This is a genomic window from Hydrocarboniphaga sp. FW305-C-57 (assembly GCF_058783045.1).
Genome location: NZ_JBYSYG010000010.1, coordinates 13,441 through 28,934, shown reverse-complemented (window position 1 = coordinate 28,934; position 15,494 = coordinate 13,441). Strand labels below are relative to the sequence as shown.

Sequence of the window (15,494 nt, the reverse complement as noted above, 5' to 3'; positions counted from 1 at the left end):
GATTCAGTTCTTTTTGGAAGAGGAAGAAGGCTCGGACGCCTCTTCGGCGATTTCGAGTATTTCGCGGCCGCCGCGAAAGGCGATCGCGGCAACGACCAGGCCGATCACCAGATCGGGGACCGGCGATTCGCTCCAGAGCACCAGGGCGCCGGAGACGACGATGCCCAGGTTCACCAGCGTATCATTGCTCGTGAAGATCCACGAGGCCGCGAAGTGCGCGCCCTCGTCCCGATGGCTGCGCAGCAGCTTCAGGCACACCAGGTTCAGGGCGGCGTTGCAGGCCGCCCAGATCATCATGGCGATGCCGATGGGCTCGGCACCCGAGAAGAAGCGGCGCAGCACCTCGATCGCCAGCATCAGGCTGAAGCCGATCAGCAGCCAGCCGCTGATGCGTGCGGCCCGAGCCTTGTGTGCGGCGCTGCGGCCTTCCGCATAGAGGGATACGCCGTACACGCCAGCGTCGCCCAGGTTGTCCAGCGCGGCCCCGACCAAGGCCGTGGACTGCGCCCATGCGCCGATACCGCCGCCGGCGACCGACTGGAAGAGATTGATCGCCAGCACCTTGCGCAGCGCCGATCGATTGGCCTGCGCGGCCATTTTGCAGGGGTCCCCTGGCTTGCCGCAGTTGTCGCTCATGTCGGCCTCCTATCGAAGGTTCAGCCCAGGGTTGCCCAGTAGCTCTTCTCGTCGCCGCAGCCCGGCGACAGCCGCCGAATCCAGATGCTGCCGACCAGTTGGACCAGGATCAGGCCGATATGCAGGATCATCAGTAGCAGCCCGGCCGCCGCGCCAGCCGGAATTGGGATGAGCAGGGCGGCACCTGCCATCACCTCCACGATGCTGATGTGGCGCTTGGCCAGCAGGTGATGCAGCAGGTGCAGGGTCTGGACGGCCAGCAGCGCCATCCAGGTGATTTCAGGCGTGAGCGACATGGGCGATCTCCTTCAGTTCGGCACGAGCTTGGGTGATGACGGAGCGGGCAGCCGACAGACCCAAGCCCGCCATGATCACGGCGACCAGCAGGTCCGGCCAGGCAGCGCCGAGCCCGAACACCCCGCCAGCGGCGAGGATCACCGCGATGTTGCCGATGGCGTCGTTGCGCGAGCACAGCCAAACCGAGCGCATGTTGGCGTCGCCATCGCGGAAGGCGTAGAGCATGACCGCTACGGACACGTTGGCGGCCAGCGCCAGGGCACCGACGACACCCATGGTATATGCCTCCGGCACGATGCCGTTGAAGCCATTCCAGGCAGCCTGGGCCAGCACGAAAACGCCGTAGATGCCCATCGTCGCGCCCTTCACCAGGGCTGCCCGGGAGCGCCACACCAGGGCCATCGACAGCACCAGCAGGGAGACACCGTAGTTGGCCGCGTCCCCGAGGAAATCGGCCGCGTCGGCGAGCAGCGAGACCGACCCGGCGTTCCAGCCGGCCCCCAACTCCACCACGAACATGACCGCGTTGATGACCAGGGCGATCCAGAGTGCCCGGCGGTAGCGTGGGGTCACCTTGCCCTGGCAGGAATTGCTGGCGCAGCAGGAATCGCCCATGGCGGTCTCCGATTGATCTGGATGCCATTGAACACCCTGTAGCCACTACAGGGTCAAGGGGCTAGGATAGGACCGGACTTGCCGGGGGTGGACATGCGAATCGGAGAATTGAGCGAAGCGACAGGAGTGGACGTCGAGACCATCCGGTACTACGAGCGCTCGGGGTTGCTGCAGGACCCCGAACGTCTTGCCAATGGCTACCGGGCCTACGGTGCCGTCCACTTGGAGCGCCTGTCTTTTATCCGGCACTGCCGGGCCCTGGACATGCCCCTGACCGACGTCCAGCGCTTGCTCAGCTTTGTCGATCAGCCCCAGGCCGACTGCGGCGACATCAACCGGCTGATCGACGAGCACCTCGTGCGGGTCCGCGCCCGCCTGAAGTCGATGCGCGCCCTGGAGAAGCAACTGACGACCTTGCGGACTCACTGCGAGGCCGGACATACCGCCAGCGAGTGCGGAATCCTGCAGGAGCTGGTGTCCGCGGCGCATGGGGAGGCGTGTGCATGCCATCCAGCTCCCTCGCCAAAAGGCTGATCCCAGATGGCTATATGTTTGCCTGCGACGTCAGCCTGGAGGGCAATCTTCCTTCTCAAAAACCTCGATCCGTCTATGCTTGGCCGACGGAGGACGTCACAAACTATGGCGAGCGGCCCAGATCTTCGAGGATTGGACAGTTTGGCCGGTGATCACCGTGGCAGGCACCTACCAACTGTGTAAGCGTGTCACGCATGCCTTGCATCTCGGCGATTTTGGCATCGAGCTCCTCGATATGCCGGGCGGCCAGGCGTCGCACTTCGGCACTCTTTCGTCGGCTGTTCTGCCACAGCCCCAGCAAGGCCTCGATTTCCTTCATCGAGAAGCCGAGGCTGCGACCACGCTTGATGAAGCGCAGGACATGCAGATCGCGGTCGGAGTAGATCCGGTAGTTGGACAGCGTCCGCTCGACCCGGCTCAGCAAGCCGAGCGCCTCGTAGTGACGGATCATTTTCGCCGTTACGCCGGTCGCCTCGGCGGCCTGGCCGATGTTGTGATAGCCGCTGCTAAGCGCCTCCGCGGTCTCCAGGGTCGGCTTTGTACGGCGCATCCTAGTCTCCTCGCCCCTGGTCTTCGGGACGCCATCTGGCCAGTGTAAGTGCATTGGCGACGACACTGACGCTGCTCAGGGCCATCGCGGCTCCGGCGACCATGGGACTTAGCAGGCCAAAGGCGGCCAGCGGAATGCCGGCCACGTTGTACAGAAAAGCCCAGAAGAGGTTCTGGCGGATCTTCCCGTAGGTTTTGCGCGAAATCTGTATCGCCGCCGACACCAGGGCCGGATCGCCACGCATCAACGTGATGCCGGCGGTGTGCATCGCCACATCCGTACCGGTAGCCATGGCAATGCCGACGTCGGCTGTCGCAAGCGCCGGAGCATCGTTGATGCCATCTCCGACCATGGCCACGCGGCCGCCCTGCTCCTTCAACATCTGGACCTCATGCGCCTTGGCCGCAGGCAGGACTTCGGCACGCACCTGATCGAGTCCCAGCTGCTGGCCTACCAACCGCGCACTACCCCAGTTGTCGCCGGTCAGCATGACGGTGCGGATGCCCTGACGACGCAGCACGTCGACGGCAAACCGCGCGGTCGGCTTCAGCGGGTCCCCGAATGCCAGCAGCGCGATCAGGCGTGGCGCCTGCGCGGCTTCCGCCAGCCAGGAGATCGTGCGTCCCTGGGCCTCCAGGGCACTGCTGTGTTGCTGCAGCAGGGTCTCGGGCAGACCCAGTTCGATCATCAGACGCGTGCTGCCGAGCACCAGGCGGCGTCCGGATACAACGCCCTCCAGCCCCCTGCCCGGCAAGGCCCGAAAATCGGTGACCTGCGCGGGGATCAGGTTCTTCTGGGCGGCGGCCGCCACTACCGCTCGTGCCAGCGGGTGCTCGCTGCCGGACTGCAACGCGGCCGCGATGGCCAAGCTCGCCGACTCATCACCATCGAAGGCTTTGAGGGCGACCAGTTCCGGCCGACCGGCCGTCAGCGTGCCGGTTTTGTCGAAAACGACGGTATCCACTTGGTGGCCCATTTCCAGGGCTTCCGCATCCTTGATGAGAATGCCGTGGCGCGCGGCCACGCCGGTCCCGGACATGATGGCCGTGGGGGTAGCCAAGCCCAGGGCGCAGGGGCAGGCGATCACCAGCACGGCGACGGCATGCAGGATGGCCGCCTCCCAGTCGCCTGATACCAGACCCCAGCCCAGCAGCGTGGCCAATGCGATCACCAGCACGACGGGAACGAACACCGCACTGACGCGATCGACCAGCTTTTGAATCGGTGCCTTCTTCGCCTGGGCCGACTCCACCATGCGGATCACCCTGGACAGCGTGGATTCGGCACCCACGGCGAGGGTCTCGGCGACCAGCAGGCCCTCGCCATTGACCGCCCCGCCGGTCAGCCGACTGTTGATTTCTTTGGCGACCGGCATGCTTTCGCCGGTGATCAAGGATTCGTCGACGTGGCTGCGTCCCTCTACCACCTTGGAATCGACCGGGATGCGTTCGCCGGGTCGGATCACGACGAGGTCGCCGATCGTGACCTGCCCCAGCGGTATCTCTCGGTCTTCGCCGCTGCGGCGCACACGCGCGATTTCCGGGCGCAGGGCCTGCAGCGCCCGAATCGCCGCGGTCGTCTGCCGCTTGGCGCGCGCTTCCAGCCACTTGCCGAGCAGTACCAAAGTGATCACGACTGCCGAGGCTTCGAAGTACAGGGTGTCCGCCGGACGTCCCTTCAGGACCTGGTACACCGACAGGCCGTAGGCTGCGCTAGTACCGATGGCAACCAGCAAGTCCATGTTGCCGGCGCCTGCCTTCAAGGCCTTCCATGCGGCTTGATAGAACCGGGCGCCGAGCAGGAACTGCACGGGAGTGGCCAGCGCCCACTGGGCCCAGCCGGGCAGCATCCAGTGCTGTCCGGCGATCATGCCGATCATCGGAAGCAGCAGCGGCGCCGAAAGGGCTGCAGCCGCCGCAACCGGAATCCAGCCAGGCCATCCGCCCCTGCCGGGTGCCGAGTGCGTAGCCTGCGTTGCCGGGCTGGCGGTATAGCCGGCGTGTTCAATCGCCGCGGTCAGGGCAGATACGGGCGTTTCGCCGCTTACCCGGACGGTCGCTCGCTCGGTCGCAAGGTTCACCGATGCATCGAGCACACCGGGGATTTCACGAAGCGCCTTCTCGACCCGCCCGACACAGGACGCGCAGGTCATTCCTTCGACTGCGAGTTCCACCGTGTTCTCGGCAATGCCGTACCCCGCGTCACGTACCGCGTTCTGCAGGGACTCGATCGAAGTGGTCGGCGCGGCACTGACGGTCGCATTTTCCATTGCCAGATTGACCGTAGCTTCATGGACGCCCGGCACTTTCATCAGGGCCTTCTCCACCCTGCTGACACAGGAGGCGCAGGTCATGCCGTCGATCTGGAACTGCCAGAGTTCGGATGCTGTGGACGTATTCATGGGCGATCTCACTGATATGCGGACATGCTAAGGGTTACCACGATGGCAAGGTCAAGGCGCCGCGAGCGGAGGTCCCAGGGCGCCTGCTTCCTGGCTTGATCAATGCACCGGATAGCCGGCGTCGCTGAGCGCCTTGCGCAGTGTGGTGTCGCTGACCGCCGATTCGACGCTGACGGTCTTGCTCTCCAGGTCGACCTGGACGCGAGCGTGATCGTCGGCGGTCTGCAAAGCCTTGGTGACACGCGCGACACAGTGGCCGCAGGTCATATTGGGGACATGGAACTGGTACATGCGATATCTCCATCTGTTCGTCATCCGCGGATCGGACGAAGACACTTTCCACCTTCCTATCATGGGAAGGTCAAGTCATTGCCTTTCAGAGATCAAAACCTTGAAGTTCACTTCATGGTGCGAATGACTATTGTTCTCGTATATTCTCCGCGCCGCCTTGGACAACAATGGACAACGAACATGAAGCGCAGGATGGCATGGGGTTTGGCGTCGGCCGCATTCACAGCCGGCCCGGTTGCGGCGGAGGAAATGCCGGCGTCGGCTCTTCCACCCGCCCCCGTGGTGCTGGAGGCAGTAACCGTCGTTGGCTCGCCGCTGGAGGCAGATGGCCTGGCAGGGAGCAATGTGACGATTGATGCGGAAACCCTGGAAACTTCTCGGGTCTTTACGACGAATGAGGCACTCAGGAAAGCGCCGGGCGTGAACGTGCGAGACGAGGAGGGACTAGGACTGCGTCCCAATATCGGCATCCGGGGACTGAACCCGACACGCTCCACCAAGGTCCTGCTGCTGGAAGACGGGATACCGCTGGCCTACGCGCCGTATGGCGACAACGCGAGCTACTACCATCCGCCCATCGACCGCTTCGACCGCGTCGAGGTCCTGAAGGGTTCGACCATGAACCTCTACGGCCCGCAGACCATCGGCGGCGTCATCAACTACATCACTCCCATCCCGCCGCAGGAACTTTCCGCTGGAGTCGCTCTTACCGGGGGAAGCCGGGAATACTTCAATGGCCATGCCTTCGTCGGCGGCAAGGGCCTGATGCTCGACTACGTTCGCAAGCAGGGCAACGGGGCCCGCGACAATACGGATACCGAGCTCAACGACGTCAACCTGAAGGGGGTTTTCGACCTGTCCTCCGAGCACCAGCTGATTGCCCGGGCGAACTATTACGCCGAGGATTCGAACCTCACCTATTCGGGCCTGACGGATGCCGAGTACGCCAACTTTGGAGCCCGCTACAACCCGTTCAAGAATGACGAGTTCGATGCGGAGCGGGTCGGTCTGTCATTGAGCGAGCGCTGGACCATCAACCCTGCTTCGTCTCTGACGACCCAGGTGTACTGGGCCAATTTCTCGCGCGACTGGTGGCGACAGTCGTCCAGCACCACGGATGGCCAGTGCGGTGCCGCCTTTACCGCAGCCCGGCGCGCAGGCACCGCGGTCGATCCGGACACCTGTGCAAGCGCTCAAGGTCGCCTACGTGACTACTACACCTATGGCGTTGAGCCTCGATACCGCCTCACCCACGGCCTGTTCGGCCTGAGCAATGAACTGCAAGCCGGCGTGCGCGCGCACTTCGAATCCCAGGACCGCGTGCAGCTGAACGGCACATCGCCCACCGCTCGGACAGGCACGACCGCTGAGAGCAATGAGCGGCGGACCGACGCCTACTCCGCTTTCATCCAGAACCGCTTCGGGTTCGGCAAGCTTTCGCTGATTCCCAGCCTGCGCATGGAGAACGTCAGATACGAGCGCAAGAACCGGATGACCGGCGCCAGCGGCGATGCCGACCTGACCGAACTCCTGCCTGCCCTTGGCCTCAACTACCAGGTCAGCGAGGCCTACACAGCGTACGCCAGCGTCCATCGCGGCTTTGCGCCGCCCCGCACCGAGGATATCGTCAGCAATAGCGGGACCAGCGTGGATATCGACGCCGAGCAAAGCTTCAACTACGAGCTCGGCCTGCGCGCACGACCCGTCTCTGGGGTCGCCTTGGAGGTCACAGCGTTCCGCACCGACTTCCGCCGGCAGATTGCCGTGGGTTCGATCGCCGGCGGCAGCACTCCCCTGGCCGTTGGCGAAACGCTGTACCAGGGCATCGAGCTTTCAGGGCGCGCCGACATCGGTCGCCTGCTCGGCTGGAGCCAGCGGCCCTTCGTGGAGATCGCCTACACGCTGCTGCCGACGGCCAAGTCGGAATCTCCGTTGCGTTGTGTGGTCACGTCTGGAACCACCTGCGCGGCCGGCGACCCTGTTCCGGGCAGCGCGGCCGGCAAGCGGCTGCCATACGCCCCCAGAAACCTCTTCACGGGCACTTTGGGTTATGAGCATGCGGCCGGGTTTGACCTGCGACTGGAGGGCGTCTTCATCGACGACCAGTTCAGCGATTTCGCCAACACGGAGGAAGCGCCGGCGGATGGGACCGGCCAGGTCGGGAAGATCGACAGCAGCCTGATCTGGAACGCGGCCGCGAACTATCGGGTGCCATCAGTGGCGGGCCTGAGTCTCTTTGTCACGGCCAAGAACCTGGCGGACAAGGACTACATTGTCGACCGGACCAGAGGCATTCTGACCGGTGCGCCGAGGTTGGTGCAGGGCGGTTTCGAGTACAAATTCTGACCCGGATACAGGGGCTCGGGCACACAGGCCCGGGCCCCTATAACCCCGGAGCCGGCTCCAGACTCAAGCCCTCATTATTCAGGCACATGGTGAACTTTCCCCACTTGCCAGCGACTAAGCGCTGGTAACACACTATGAAAATGCGCCTGCTCAAGCCCTTGTTGGCCGTACTGCTCGCCTGGACGTTCTAGTTCCAGGCGATGGCCGGCATCGTGGGCATGTCCTGCAGGCACCCGGCGGGCTCAATGCCGGCTCCGGTTACGGAGGCCATGCCGGCCGACCCTGTGGCCATGCATCACGACCATGCGGCAATGATGCAGGCGCAGGGCGAGCACGCCGGCCACATGATGGCCACTTCGCCTGACGACGCGACCCAGGCCATCAAGGTACCTGGCTGCAACTGCGGCTGCGATTGTGCCAAGGTCGGCTGCAGCGGCGCCTGCCCCGGCGTCGCAGTCATCCTCTCCCTCTCCGCTCTCGACTTCCCTGTCGAGAGTCAGCGCGCCAATTTGGCGCCACTCGCGCCTTCGCGCGCGCATGTCCTCGCCCTGATCCGTCCCCCCAGTATGTCCTGAGTTGAAGCCGCGTTTGCGGCGCAGGTGACCCCTGCCCGCAATCCCGTGGCTATTCCGTGGCCCACCCGCCGCGGAACAACGCTCAAGGATTCCTGGGAGGATTTGTGGTTCCCCGAAAATATCTTTATGTACCAGCGCTTTCCGCAGCGCTGCTCAGTGGCTGCGCGAGTGTTCCTTCGGACTGGGGACGGTCCGACGTGGCTGATCTGGCCCGTTCGCATGGTCGATCAGCACCGGACGGCAGCGAATCGGCCGCCTTTACGCGACAGGCGCTGGATCGGCCGCTGACCCCCGAGATTGCGGTCCAGTTGTCCTCCGTGTCGGTCGTGGCCAATGCCCTGCGGCTGCGTTCGACACAGCTCTGGCCCGAGCCGACATGAGCATCGGTCGCATCACACCCGCCGCGTTGGGCGAGCGACTTCGGCACTCGCCCGCGCCGCTGCTGCTCGATGCCCGACGCCGTGACGCGTTTCGACGTGAGCCGCTGGCGCTCCCGCATGCTGTCCCGATCTACATGGACGAGCAGCCACCGCAGCTTCCCGATCTGCCGCGCTCAACGCCTGTCGTCGTCTACTGTCTATGCAACGGACAGGCTTCGAGCACTCGCGTCGCACGTTGGCTCGAAGCGGCTGGATACCGCGACATCGCCGTCTTGGACGGCGGATGGCCCGCCTGGCTTGCCGGCGCCGGCGTCACCGCGGTGCTCGCCCCCGAAGCCCGGCGTCAGATTGCCCAGTGGGCCGTCCTAGGCGAAGAGCCTCCGGGCGATCTCATTGCGGAAGCCGCATTTCTGCGAGGCCTGGTCCTGCCGGCCCGCCGTGAACTGGCCGTGCTGTTCGTCGATATGGTCGACTCCACGCGCCTGTTCGCGACCCATTCCCCCGAGCAGGTGCTTAGCTTGGTGCAGGCCTTCATGGAGATCGTGACGGAAATCGCCGTCAGCCATTGCGGCGATGTCCACGACTTCGAAGGCGACGGCGCCATGCTGTACTTCGCCAGCCCCACGGAGAGCCTGCCTGCGGCGTTCGCCATTCGTGATGCGCTCGCCGAACGCCGCGTGACTCGCCACGACCTCCCCGAGGTACGCATGGCCCTGGACTTTGGTCCGTTGGTTATTGGTCGGATTGGCGGCCCCGAACGCCGGGGACTTTCCTTCATCGGCACGGCTGTGCACACCGCGGCACGCCTGCTCAAGCTTGCTCCGCCGGGCGGCATTGCCGCAACCGAAGCGGTCATGAATCACGCGCGTACTAGCCACCAAGAACATGCCGATGCCTTGGTGCTGCACGCAGAGCCGCAACACCTCAAGGGCTTCGATGCCCCCGTCTCGGTGTATCTGACTCATCAGTCGCCCAAGAGGAGAAAAACATGAAGCCATACCCGCAGGCTTCTGTGCTGACCGCATTGCTGGTCAGCGCCATTCCGGCGCTCGCCCAAGATCGTTCCGCACCGGAGCTCGGGACCTATCCCGTCATTCCCGTGCAGTCACGGGACATCGACCGGGTGGCCACGATGATCCACGGGTTACAGCCGGCGGCGTTCATGCTGGGACACGGGGGCAAATGGATGGCGGCCTACGAGTACGGCTACGAGAAGATGAACCGTAACCTCGATGGCACCGGAGGGATCAGCGAGGGTGAAATCCTGCAGAACTACTTCGCCGCGCCTACCAAGATGAGCATGCAGATGCATATGGGCATGCTGATGTACGCAGCAACCGACGATCTGGCGCTGATGGCAACGCTGCCCTACCTCGTCAAGTCGATGGAGCACCTCACCGCCGACGGTGAGCGATTCAACGAACGCACCAGCGGCATCGGCGATGTCGGACTACGTGCACAGTACGTGATCTATGCGCAGCCCGATCTGCGCCATCGTGTCCTGCTCAATGCCGGCCTCAGCCTGCCGACCGGATCGATCGACGAGCGCATGAACGGCATGCGCCTGGAGTACCCCATGCAACTGGGCGCCGGCACCGTTTCCCTGATCCCTGGAGTCGCCTATCTGGGACAGGCCGCGCAATGGGGCTGGGGCGTGGAGTTCTTGCCCAACCTGCGCATCGGCGACAACGACAACGGCTATCGCCTTGGCAACGACTATCGGCTGGGCCTATGGATGATCCGTCGCCTCAACGAGGTGGCCAATGCCTCGGCCCGCGTCGAGGCCCGCCGCGTCGAAAACATCCGCGGCGCCGATGCGGAACTTGATCCCGCGGACGAACCGACCAAGGACGCTTCCCTGCAGGGGGGAAAGCGCCTGGATTTCCTGGTGGGCTTTGACCTGAGGCCGGGCCAGAGTCCCCGCTCCGAGCATCAGAGAGTGTTTCTTGAGGTCGGCGCCCCGGTGTATCAGGACCTGGATGGACCGCAGCTCAAGACCACCTTCCTCGGACGGCTGAACTGGCAATGGCGCTTCCTGTAATCCTCGCTCCCAATGACGCGCTGCCACTTCGTGGCGGCTCTATCGGACCTTGAGTTTTCGGACATGAAATCAGCACGCTCATCGCAGAAGAAATGGCGCCAGTACCTTGGAGCGGGTATGGCAATGTTCGTCATGATCGCCGCATTGGGCGTGGTGTCCTGGTGGACCACCCGCGCCCCAGGGGCAATCGATGCCGAGACCGTTGTCGTTTACAAAAGTCCTACCTGTCACTGCTGCTCCAAATGGGTCGAACACCTGAGGTCGGCTGGGTTCACTGTCTCGGTGAAAAACGAGAACGCCATGAATCCACTGAAGTCGCAGCTCGGCGTTCCGGCGCATTTGGCGTCATGCCATACCGCCCTGGTGCGCGGTTACCTCATCGAGGGCCATGTGCCGGCGGAAGACATCCGGCGGCTGCTGGCCGAGCGTCCGAAGGCCAAGGGTCTGGCGGTGCCCGGCATGCCGATCGGCTCTCCCGGCATGGAACAAGGGGATCGTGTCGACCGGTATGAAGTCGTTCTGTTCCGCGATGATGCCGCGCCCTCGGTGTTCGCTGCCCATGGTCCGGCGGCGCCATGAGCGTGAACCGACGAGGGACCTCGCCGCGACGAACAACGGGCCCTTCTGCGTTACCGACTTCAGGCGATGCTCAGGCCCTGCCGCGCGTCACCATCGGCCGTCTCGCCAAGCTGACGGACACCACGGTCGACACGATCCGGTTTTATGAACGCCTGGGCCTGTTGCCCAAGGCGCGTCGAGCGACATCGGGATATCGAAACTTCGACGCGGAAGACGTTGATCGATTGCGATTCATCCGGCGTGTGCGCGCCCTGGGCTTCAACCTAGACGAAATTGCCGACATTCTGCGCCTTGAGAATCAGGGTGATCTCAGCGGCAAGTTGGAATCCGGCCTCGAACCGAGGGTTCGCGAGATCGAGCGCCGCATCCATGATCTCACCGCGATCCGGGACCGCTTGCGGCAACACGCCGGCAAGGCGAAGGGCCGCGCGAAGGGCCGCGCCTCCATCATCACCGAACTGCTGGGCCCTGACAGCTACCAGACCAAGGCCCGATGAAGGCTGTCATGCCACCGCTGGCGTCAGCAGTTCATACTCGAAGGCATCAGGCTAAGGGCTCGGCAAGCGAACTAGTCTTGCCGGCCCCTCTTGCGAGCCGGCGACGATTAGTGGGCGGCGGCGGCCGTGCCCTGCTGGGCACCGCGTGCCGGGGCCTTGCTCGCCATCTGTCGGCAAGCCTCGGCGCAACGCCGGCAGGCATCGGCGCACTGCTGGCAGTGGTCAGGGGGATGGCGTTCGCATTCCTCGCCACAGGCCTCGCAGATATCCGCGCACATCTGGCAGATCGCGGCGGCGAACTCACTGCCGCGTGCCATCGCCGAAGCGGCCAGGCGGCAAATCTGCGCGCAATCCATGTCGAGCGCGACGCAGCGGGCCATCTTCCCGACATCGGTCTCCTGCAGGCAGGCCGTGGCACAGTGGTCGCAGGCGTCGGCGCAGGCCTGGCAGGCCTCAATACACTCTCGAAATTGGTCGTGGGCCATGTCATTGTCTCCGTGTAAGAAAAGTGGGCTGCCGACCGCGAAGGCCAGCCGCGTTCCTCGTGCAGCAGCCATGCCTGCTCCAGGAGGACAATCGCTTCAGGTATTTGGCCCGAAATCTCTGGACCTTGATCCGTCGCCCCTCCTTGCAGGATGGGAGAGTTTCGCTCCGGCCTCTTGCAGACTGCAGGCTCTACCACGAATGAGCGCGCTTCAATGAATCAACCTCAGCCCGAAGACGTCGCTGCCGAGACCCGGAAAATGCTGGAGGTCTGGCGTGAAGATCCTGCCGCTACCTATCGGAGTTGGTTCCTCTGGGAGGAACGACTGAAGAACTTCCGCTCTATCCGGCGGGGCCTTGCCGCAGTGGTCGAGGAAATCGAGGCAGGGCGCTTCGGAAATGCCTATCGAGGATCATCGCTGGAGACGGTGGTCAGCAGCATCGCGGAGCAGCGCCAGATCTTCAGGGGCGCGGATCATGCCTTTCTCTGGAAGCCAAAACTGCGCATCCCGGATATCTACGAAAATCCGGACAATCAGCGCGCCTTCGGTCGTTTCCTTCACAGCTGTGCCTGCTGCCAGACTGAAGAACCCGTGCTGGCTGCGATCCAGCAGTTGGACGCGCAGCGCATCAAAGGTCTTGGCCCCGCAGCCGCGAACCTGCTGTACTTCCTGCATCCCACGCTGTTACCACCCTTCAACACCGCCATTGTGCGCGGCTACAACCTGCTAACCGGCGCGAACGCCAAGCTCGGCAGCTGGAAGGAGTATCTGGCCATGCGCAGGGGCATCCTCGAATTCAACCAGCGGCATCGCCAACTGCTCTCCAATGACCTCGGCGCCATCGGCGGACTGCTGTTCGATATCGGTTCCGGCCGCTACATGGCGCCGGCGATCGGTCGCGAAGAGGACCAGATCGCCCAATGGCGGGCGGATGTCGCGCTCGTGCGCGAGCAGTCGGCCCGAATCAGCAGCTCGCTGCGAGTAGCAGCTGAAGGCGATCTCACCCACACCGAGGTGCAAGGTTGGTTGAGAGACCTGGGGCAAGCGCTGGGCTACGTGGTCTGGATCGCCGCCAACGATCGTTCCAGGCCCTATGGCGGCGGCCGCCTGTCCGACGGCTGTGTCGACACCTTGCCGCCCAAGATCGCCGCGGCCGGCAGTGCCGAATCGATCCGGCTGATCGATGTGCTCTGGATCGACCCGGACCAGGAGCGCATTGCCGCAGCCTTCGAGGTCGAGCACACGACAAGCATCTACTCGGGCATTGTACGCATGCTGGACCTCGCTCTTTCCTTCGACGAACCGACGTCCGGCAATTACTTCCTTGTCGCGCCCGATGATCGGCAGGAGCAGGTGCGTGTGCAGCTGGGTCGGCCGGCCTTCAGTCGGGTCTCCGACCTGAAGCTCCACTACCTTCCTTACGGCGCGCTGCGCGAGCACCGCACCGCCCTGGCGCGGTTCGGAACGGGGCTAAAGGGCATGCTGAGCCTCGCCGCCCCGTTGCGGTAGCTGCAAGCCCGGACACCTGCCTGAGCCGGACCGATCCGAATCAGGCCAGCAGACCCGCGGCAAACTTGAGTTCGATCGGGTGCTTACCAGCAACTCGCGCGAATCGACAGCCTGACGTTCAAAGCCGGCGTGCAGAAATTCCGCCAATCTGCGCTCGAGCCAGCAATAGGGCCGACCTAGCGCGCCGGCGCTGACAAAACCTACATGCCCGCCGCGGTGCGCCAATTCCAAGATAACGTGGGGCGAAAAGGCCTCCACATCGGGAACGATGTCGGCCGTCATGAAGGGATCATCCAGCGCATGCACCACGAGAGTCGAGCGCTCAATACTCTTCAAATATTGGCCACAGGAAGCGTGCGTGTAGTAGTCCTCCGCGTTTCGGTAACCCGCCAATGGCGCCGTACAGGCCTCGTCGTACTCAATAAAATCCTGCGCCGCAAGCGCAGCGGACAAATCGACCATAGGTGATAACGGAACCTGGGTATGCTTGCGCCGCAAAGCGCCTTTCACTGCGTCGAGCAAGCGTTTTTGGTAGACACGGGAAAAGCCAGTACGCAAGCGCTCTGCGCACGGTCGGATGTTAAAGGGCACAGGGGCCGCTGCTGCGAGATTCACCGGTGCCAACTGGCCCTCTTCCGCCAGCGCCTTGAGGGTAAGGTTTCCGCCCAGGGACCAGCCCAGCGTTCTTTCAAACACCCGCTGCCTGGGTTTTTGGCCACACGCACTACTCGATGGAGGCCGTCCGGCACGTGGGGACGAAGCTGTACTCCAACCAGCGCGGCTATCCCCGGGAGCGTGTCGACTTCGACTGGTGCAAGGTCCTGGAGGTCGCGCCGGGTGGCTCGGAGGCGGCTGGCGCCCTTCAAGGCATCGTCAGGCCCGGATCAGGATCTCCGTAATGGGACATAAACGTCCCGTGAAGCCCCTTCCCGTGCATTCAGTGGCCCGTCATGCCGCGATCCAGTAAGCGCCTGCTGCCGTCCCAGCAGGCCCATATGACCGAACTCGGGGAACGCCTGCAGCGCGCCCGGCTCAGGCGCCGCATGCCGGCGAGGGTCCTGGCGGTTCGGGCCGGCCTTTCCACCCGGACCCTGTCCAGGATTGAGCAGGGGGACCCGTCGGTCGCGATCAGGTCTTACGTGCGGGTTTTGGGCGTACTTTACCTAGAGTCCGACCTCGACCTTTTGGGTCGGGACTGCGCCCTGATCCGGCGGCTTTATGACGCTCCGACTTTGCGGCAGTTGCAGCGCCGCGGGCGGTCGTCTCCCGCTTGGGTCGGCTGATCAGCGCCAGGTTCATGGCCTTGCGCGTCGCCGTGACCATCGACTCGGCGGTGATCTCCAACTCGTCGGCGAGCAGGAAGATGGTGCCCAGCGTCGGCTGGTTGCCGCCGCGCTCCAGGACGCCGACATAGGTCTTGTCCAGGCCGCAGGCCATGCTCAAGGCTTCCTGGGATCGCCCGGCCTGAATACGGCTCGCGCGGAGGGCCACCCCGAAGGCCACGGCCACGGGGTGCCGTTTCTTCTTTTTAGGAGAGGCCACCATCCCGGGGACGATGCAGCCCCGCAGGGTCCTGTTCCACCGAGTATACTCATGAAAATACAGCGCAGGCTGTTGATTTGCAGAGCATAGTCTGAGAAGCTTAGGGGATATCGAACCCCGCTAATCCGCAGGAGCCAGCCGAATATTGGCCCTCTTACAGCCGGAATGGGGCTTCGATGCTGATCTCTCGACGCCCAGCGGACAGTCCGAATTTGC

18 protein-coding genes and 1 pseudogene are annotated in these 15,494 nt (G+C 63.9%); 10 read left to right on the top strand and 9 right to left on the bottom strand.

Features of this window, described 5'->3' with window-relative positions:
• Positions 1-3: 3 nt before the first annotated feature.
• The 3 genes from AC3WUM_RS18495 to AC3WUM_RS18485 are packed head-to-tail and all read right to left on the bottom strand — an operon-like array spanning position 4 to position 1,548.
• Positions 4-636: a cation efflux transmembrane domain-containing protein gene (locus AC3WUM_RS18495; protein ID WP_040455196.1), complete on the bottom strand. Its 633-nt coding sequence runs from the start codon at positions 634-636 to the stop codon at positions 4-6.
• Positions 637-656: 20 nt separating this feature from the next.
• Positions 657-932 (bottom strand): hypothetical protein, encoded by a 276-nt coding sequence (locus AC3WUM_RS18490; protein ID WP_007187085.1) that lies wholly within the window; start codon positions 930-932, stop codon positions 657-659.
• Positions 916-1,548 (bottom strand): cation efflux transmembrane domain-containing protein, encoded by a 633-nt coding sequence (locus AC3WUM_RS18485; RefSeq protein ID WP_007187086.1) that lies wholly within the window; start codon positions 1,546-1,548, stop codon positions 916-918. The genes AC3WUM_RS18490 and AC3WUM_RS18485 overlap by 17 nt, the downstream gene beginning before the upstream one ends.
• Positions 1,549-1,641: 93 nt before the next feature.
• On the opposite strand from AC3WUM_RS18485, the gene cadR reads away from it, so the two are divergent.
• Complete coding sequence (gene cadR, locus AC3WUM_RS18480) at positions 1,642-2,082, top strand: Cd(II)/Pb(II)-responsive transcriptional regulator (protein ID WP_040455198.1); 441 nt, start codon at positions 1,642-1,644, stop codon at positions 2,080-2,082.
• Positions 2,083-2,185: 103 nt separating this feature from the next.
• Here cadR and cueR read toward each other — a convergent pair whose 3' ends face one another.
• The 3 genes from cueR to AC3WUM_RS18465 all read right to left on the bottom strand — a co-directional run bounded on the left by cueR (position 2,186) and on the right by AC3WUM_RS18465 (position 5,324).
• The gene (gene cueR, locus AC3WUM_RS18475; protein WP_007187088.1) at positions 2,186-2,632 is read right to left on the bottom strand and encodes a Cu(I)-responsive transcriptional regulator; all 447 of its coding nucleotides are present in this window, start codon (positions 2,630-2,632) and stop codon (positions 2,186-2,188) included.
• Between the two features lies 1 nt (position 2,633).
• Positions 2,634-5,033, bottom strand: a complete 2,400-nt coding sequence (locus tag AC3WUM_RS18470) for a heavy metal translocating P-type ATPase (protein WP_492412055.1) — start codon at positions 5,031-5,033, stop codon at positions 2,634-2,636.
• A 99-nt stretch (positions 5,034-5,132) separates the two neighbouring features.
• The gene (locus AC3WUM_RS18465; RefSeq protein WP_492412054.1) at positions 5,133-5,324 is read right to left on the bottom strand and encodes a heavy-metal-associated domain-containing protein; all 192 of its coding nucleotides are present in this window, start codon (positions 5,322-5,324) and stop codon (positions 5,133-5,135) included.
• Between the two features lie 180 nt (positions 5,325-5,504).
• On the opposite strand from AC3WUM_RS18465, the gene AC3WUM_RS18460 reads away from it, so the two are divergent.
• The 7 genes from AC3WUM_RS18460 (at position 5,505) to AC3WUM_RS18430 (ending at position 11,742) form a co-directional block, all read left to right on the top strand.
• Positions 5,505-7,670 carry a TonB-dependent receptor family protein gene (locus tag AC3WUM_RS18460; protein WP_492412053.1) on the top strand — a complete coding sequence of 722 codons (2,166 nt, stop codon included), beginning with the start codon at positions 5,505-5,507 and terminating at the stop codon, positions 7,668-7,670.
• Between the two features lie 269 nt (positions 7,671-7,939).
• The gene (locus AC3WUM_RS18455; RefSeq protein WP_492412051.1) at positions 7,940-8,245 is read left to right on the top strand and encodes a hypothetical protein; all 306 of its coding nucleotides are present in this window, start codon (positions 7,940-7,942) and stop codon (positions 8,243-8,245) included.
• Positions 8,246-8,442: 197 nt separating this feature from the next.
• Positions 8,443-8,625: a hypothetical protein gene (locus tag AC3WUM_RS18450; protein WP_492412050.1), complete on the top strand. Its 183-nt coding sequence runs from the start codon at positions 8,443-8,445 to the stop codon at positions 8,623-8,625.
• Entirely contained in the window at positions 8,622-9,617 is a 996-nt protein-coding gene (locus AC3WUM_RS18445; RefSeq protein ID WP_492412048.1) for a rhodanese-like domain-containing protein, read from the top strand. Before AC3WUM_RS18450 ends, AC3WUM_RS18445 begins: the two co-directional genes overlap by 4 nt.
• Positions 9,614-10,666: a transporter family protein gene (locus AC3WUM_RS18440; protein ID WP_492412046.1), complete on the top strand. Its 1,053-nt coding sequence runs from the start codon at positions 9,614-9,616 to the stop codon at positions 10,664-10,666. Before AC3WUM_RS18445 ends, AC3WUM_RS18440 begins: the two co-directional genes overlap by 4 nt.
• A gap of 123 nt (positions 10,667-10,789) precedes the next feature.
• Positions 10,790-11,245 carry a DUF411 domain-containing protein gene (locus AC3WUM_RS18435; protein ID WP_492412272.1) on the top strand — a complete coding sequence of 152 codons (456 nt, stop codon included), beginning with the start codon at positions 10,790-10,792 and terminating at the stop codon, positions 11,243-11,245.
• Positions 11,242-11,742 (top strand): MerR family transcriptional regulator, encoded by a 501-nt coding sequence (locus AC3WUM_RS18430; RefSeq protein ID WP_492412045.1) that lies wholly within the window; start codon positions 11,242-11,244, stop codon positions 11,740-11,742. Before AC3WUM_RS18435 ends, AC3WUM_RS18430 begins: the two co-directional genes overlap by 4 nt.
• Positions 11,743-11,849: 107 nt before the next feature.
• Here AC3WUM_RS18430 and AC3WUM_RS18425 read toward each other — a convergent pair whose 3' ends face one another.
• Positions 11,850-12,227 carry a four-helix bundle copper-binding protein gene (locus tag AC3WUM_RS18425; RefSeq protein ID WP_492412043.1) on the bottom strand — a complete coding sequence of 126 codons (378 nt, stop codon included), beginning with the start codon at positions 12,225-12,227 and terminating at the stop codon, positions 11,850-11,852.
• Positions 12,228-12,440: 213 nt separating this feature from the next.
• On the opposite strand from AC3WUM_RS18425, the gene AC3WUM_RS18420 reads away from it, so the two are divergent.
• Positions 12,441-13,736 carry a type II restriction enzyme NmeDI-related protein gene (locus AC3WUM_RS18420; RefSeq protein WP_492412042.1) on the top strand — a complete coding sequence of 432 codons (1,296 nt, stop codon included), beginning with the start codon at positions 12,441-12,443 and terminating at the stop codon, positions 13,734-13,736.
• On the opposite strand, the gene AC3WUM_RS18415 is transcribed toward AC3WUM_RS18420, so the two are convergent.
• The gene (locus AC3WUM_RS18415) at positions 13,698-14,432 is read right to left on the bottom strand and encodes a YheT family hydrolase (protein WP_492412041.1); all 735 of its coding nucleotides are present in this window, start codon (positions 14,430-14,432) and stop codon (positions 13,698-13,700) included. The genes AC3WUM_RS18420 and AC3WUM_RS18415 overlap by 39 nt on opposite strands.
• A 254-nt stretch (positions 14,433-14,686) precedes the next feature.
• Here AC3WUM_RS18415 and AC3WUM_RS18410 point away from each other — a divergent pair.
• Positions 14,687-14,836: pseudogene (locus AC3WUM_RS18410) on the top strand (hypothetical protein); the annotation flags it as partial.
• A gap of 28 nt (positions 14,837-14,864) precedes the next feature.
• On the opposite strand, the gene AC3WUM_RS18405 reads toward AC3WUM_RS18410, so the two are convergent.
• The gene (locus AC3WUM_RS18405) at positions 14,865-15,245 is read right to left on the bottom strand and encodes a helix-turn-helix domain-containing protein (RefSeq protein WP_421794085.1); all 381 of its coding nucleotides are present in this window, start codon (positions 15,243-15,245) and stop codon (positions 14,865-14,867) included.
• Between the last annotated feature and the right edge of the window lie 249 nt (positions 15,246-15,494).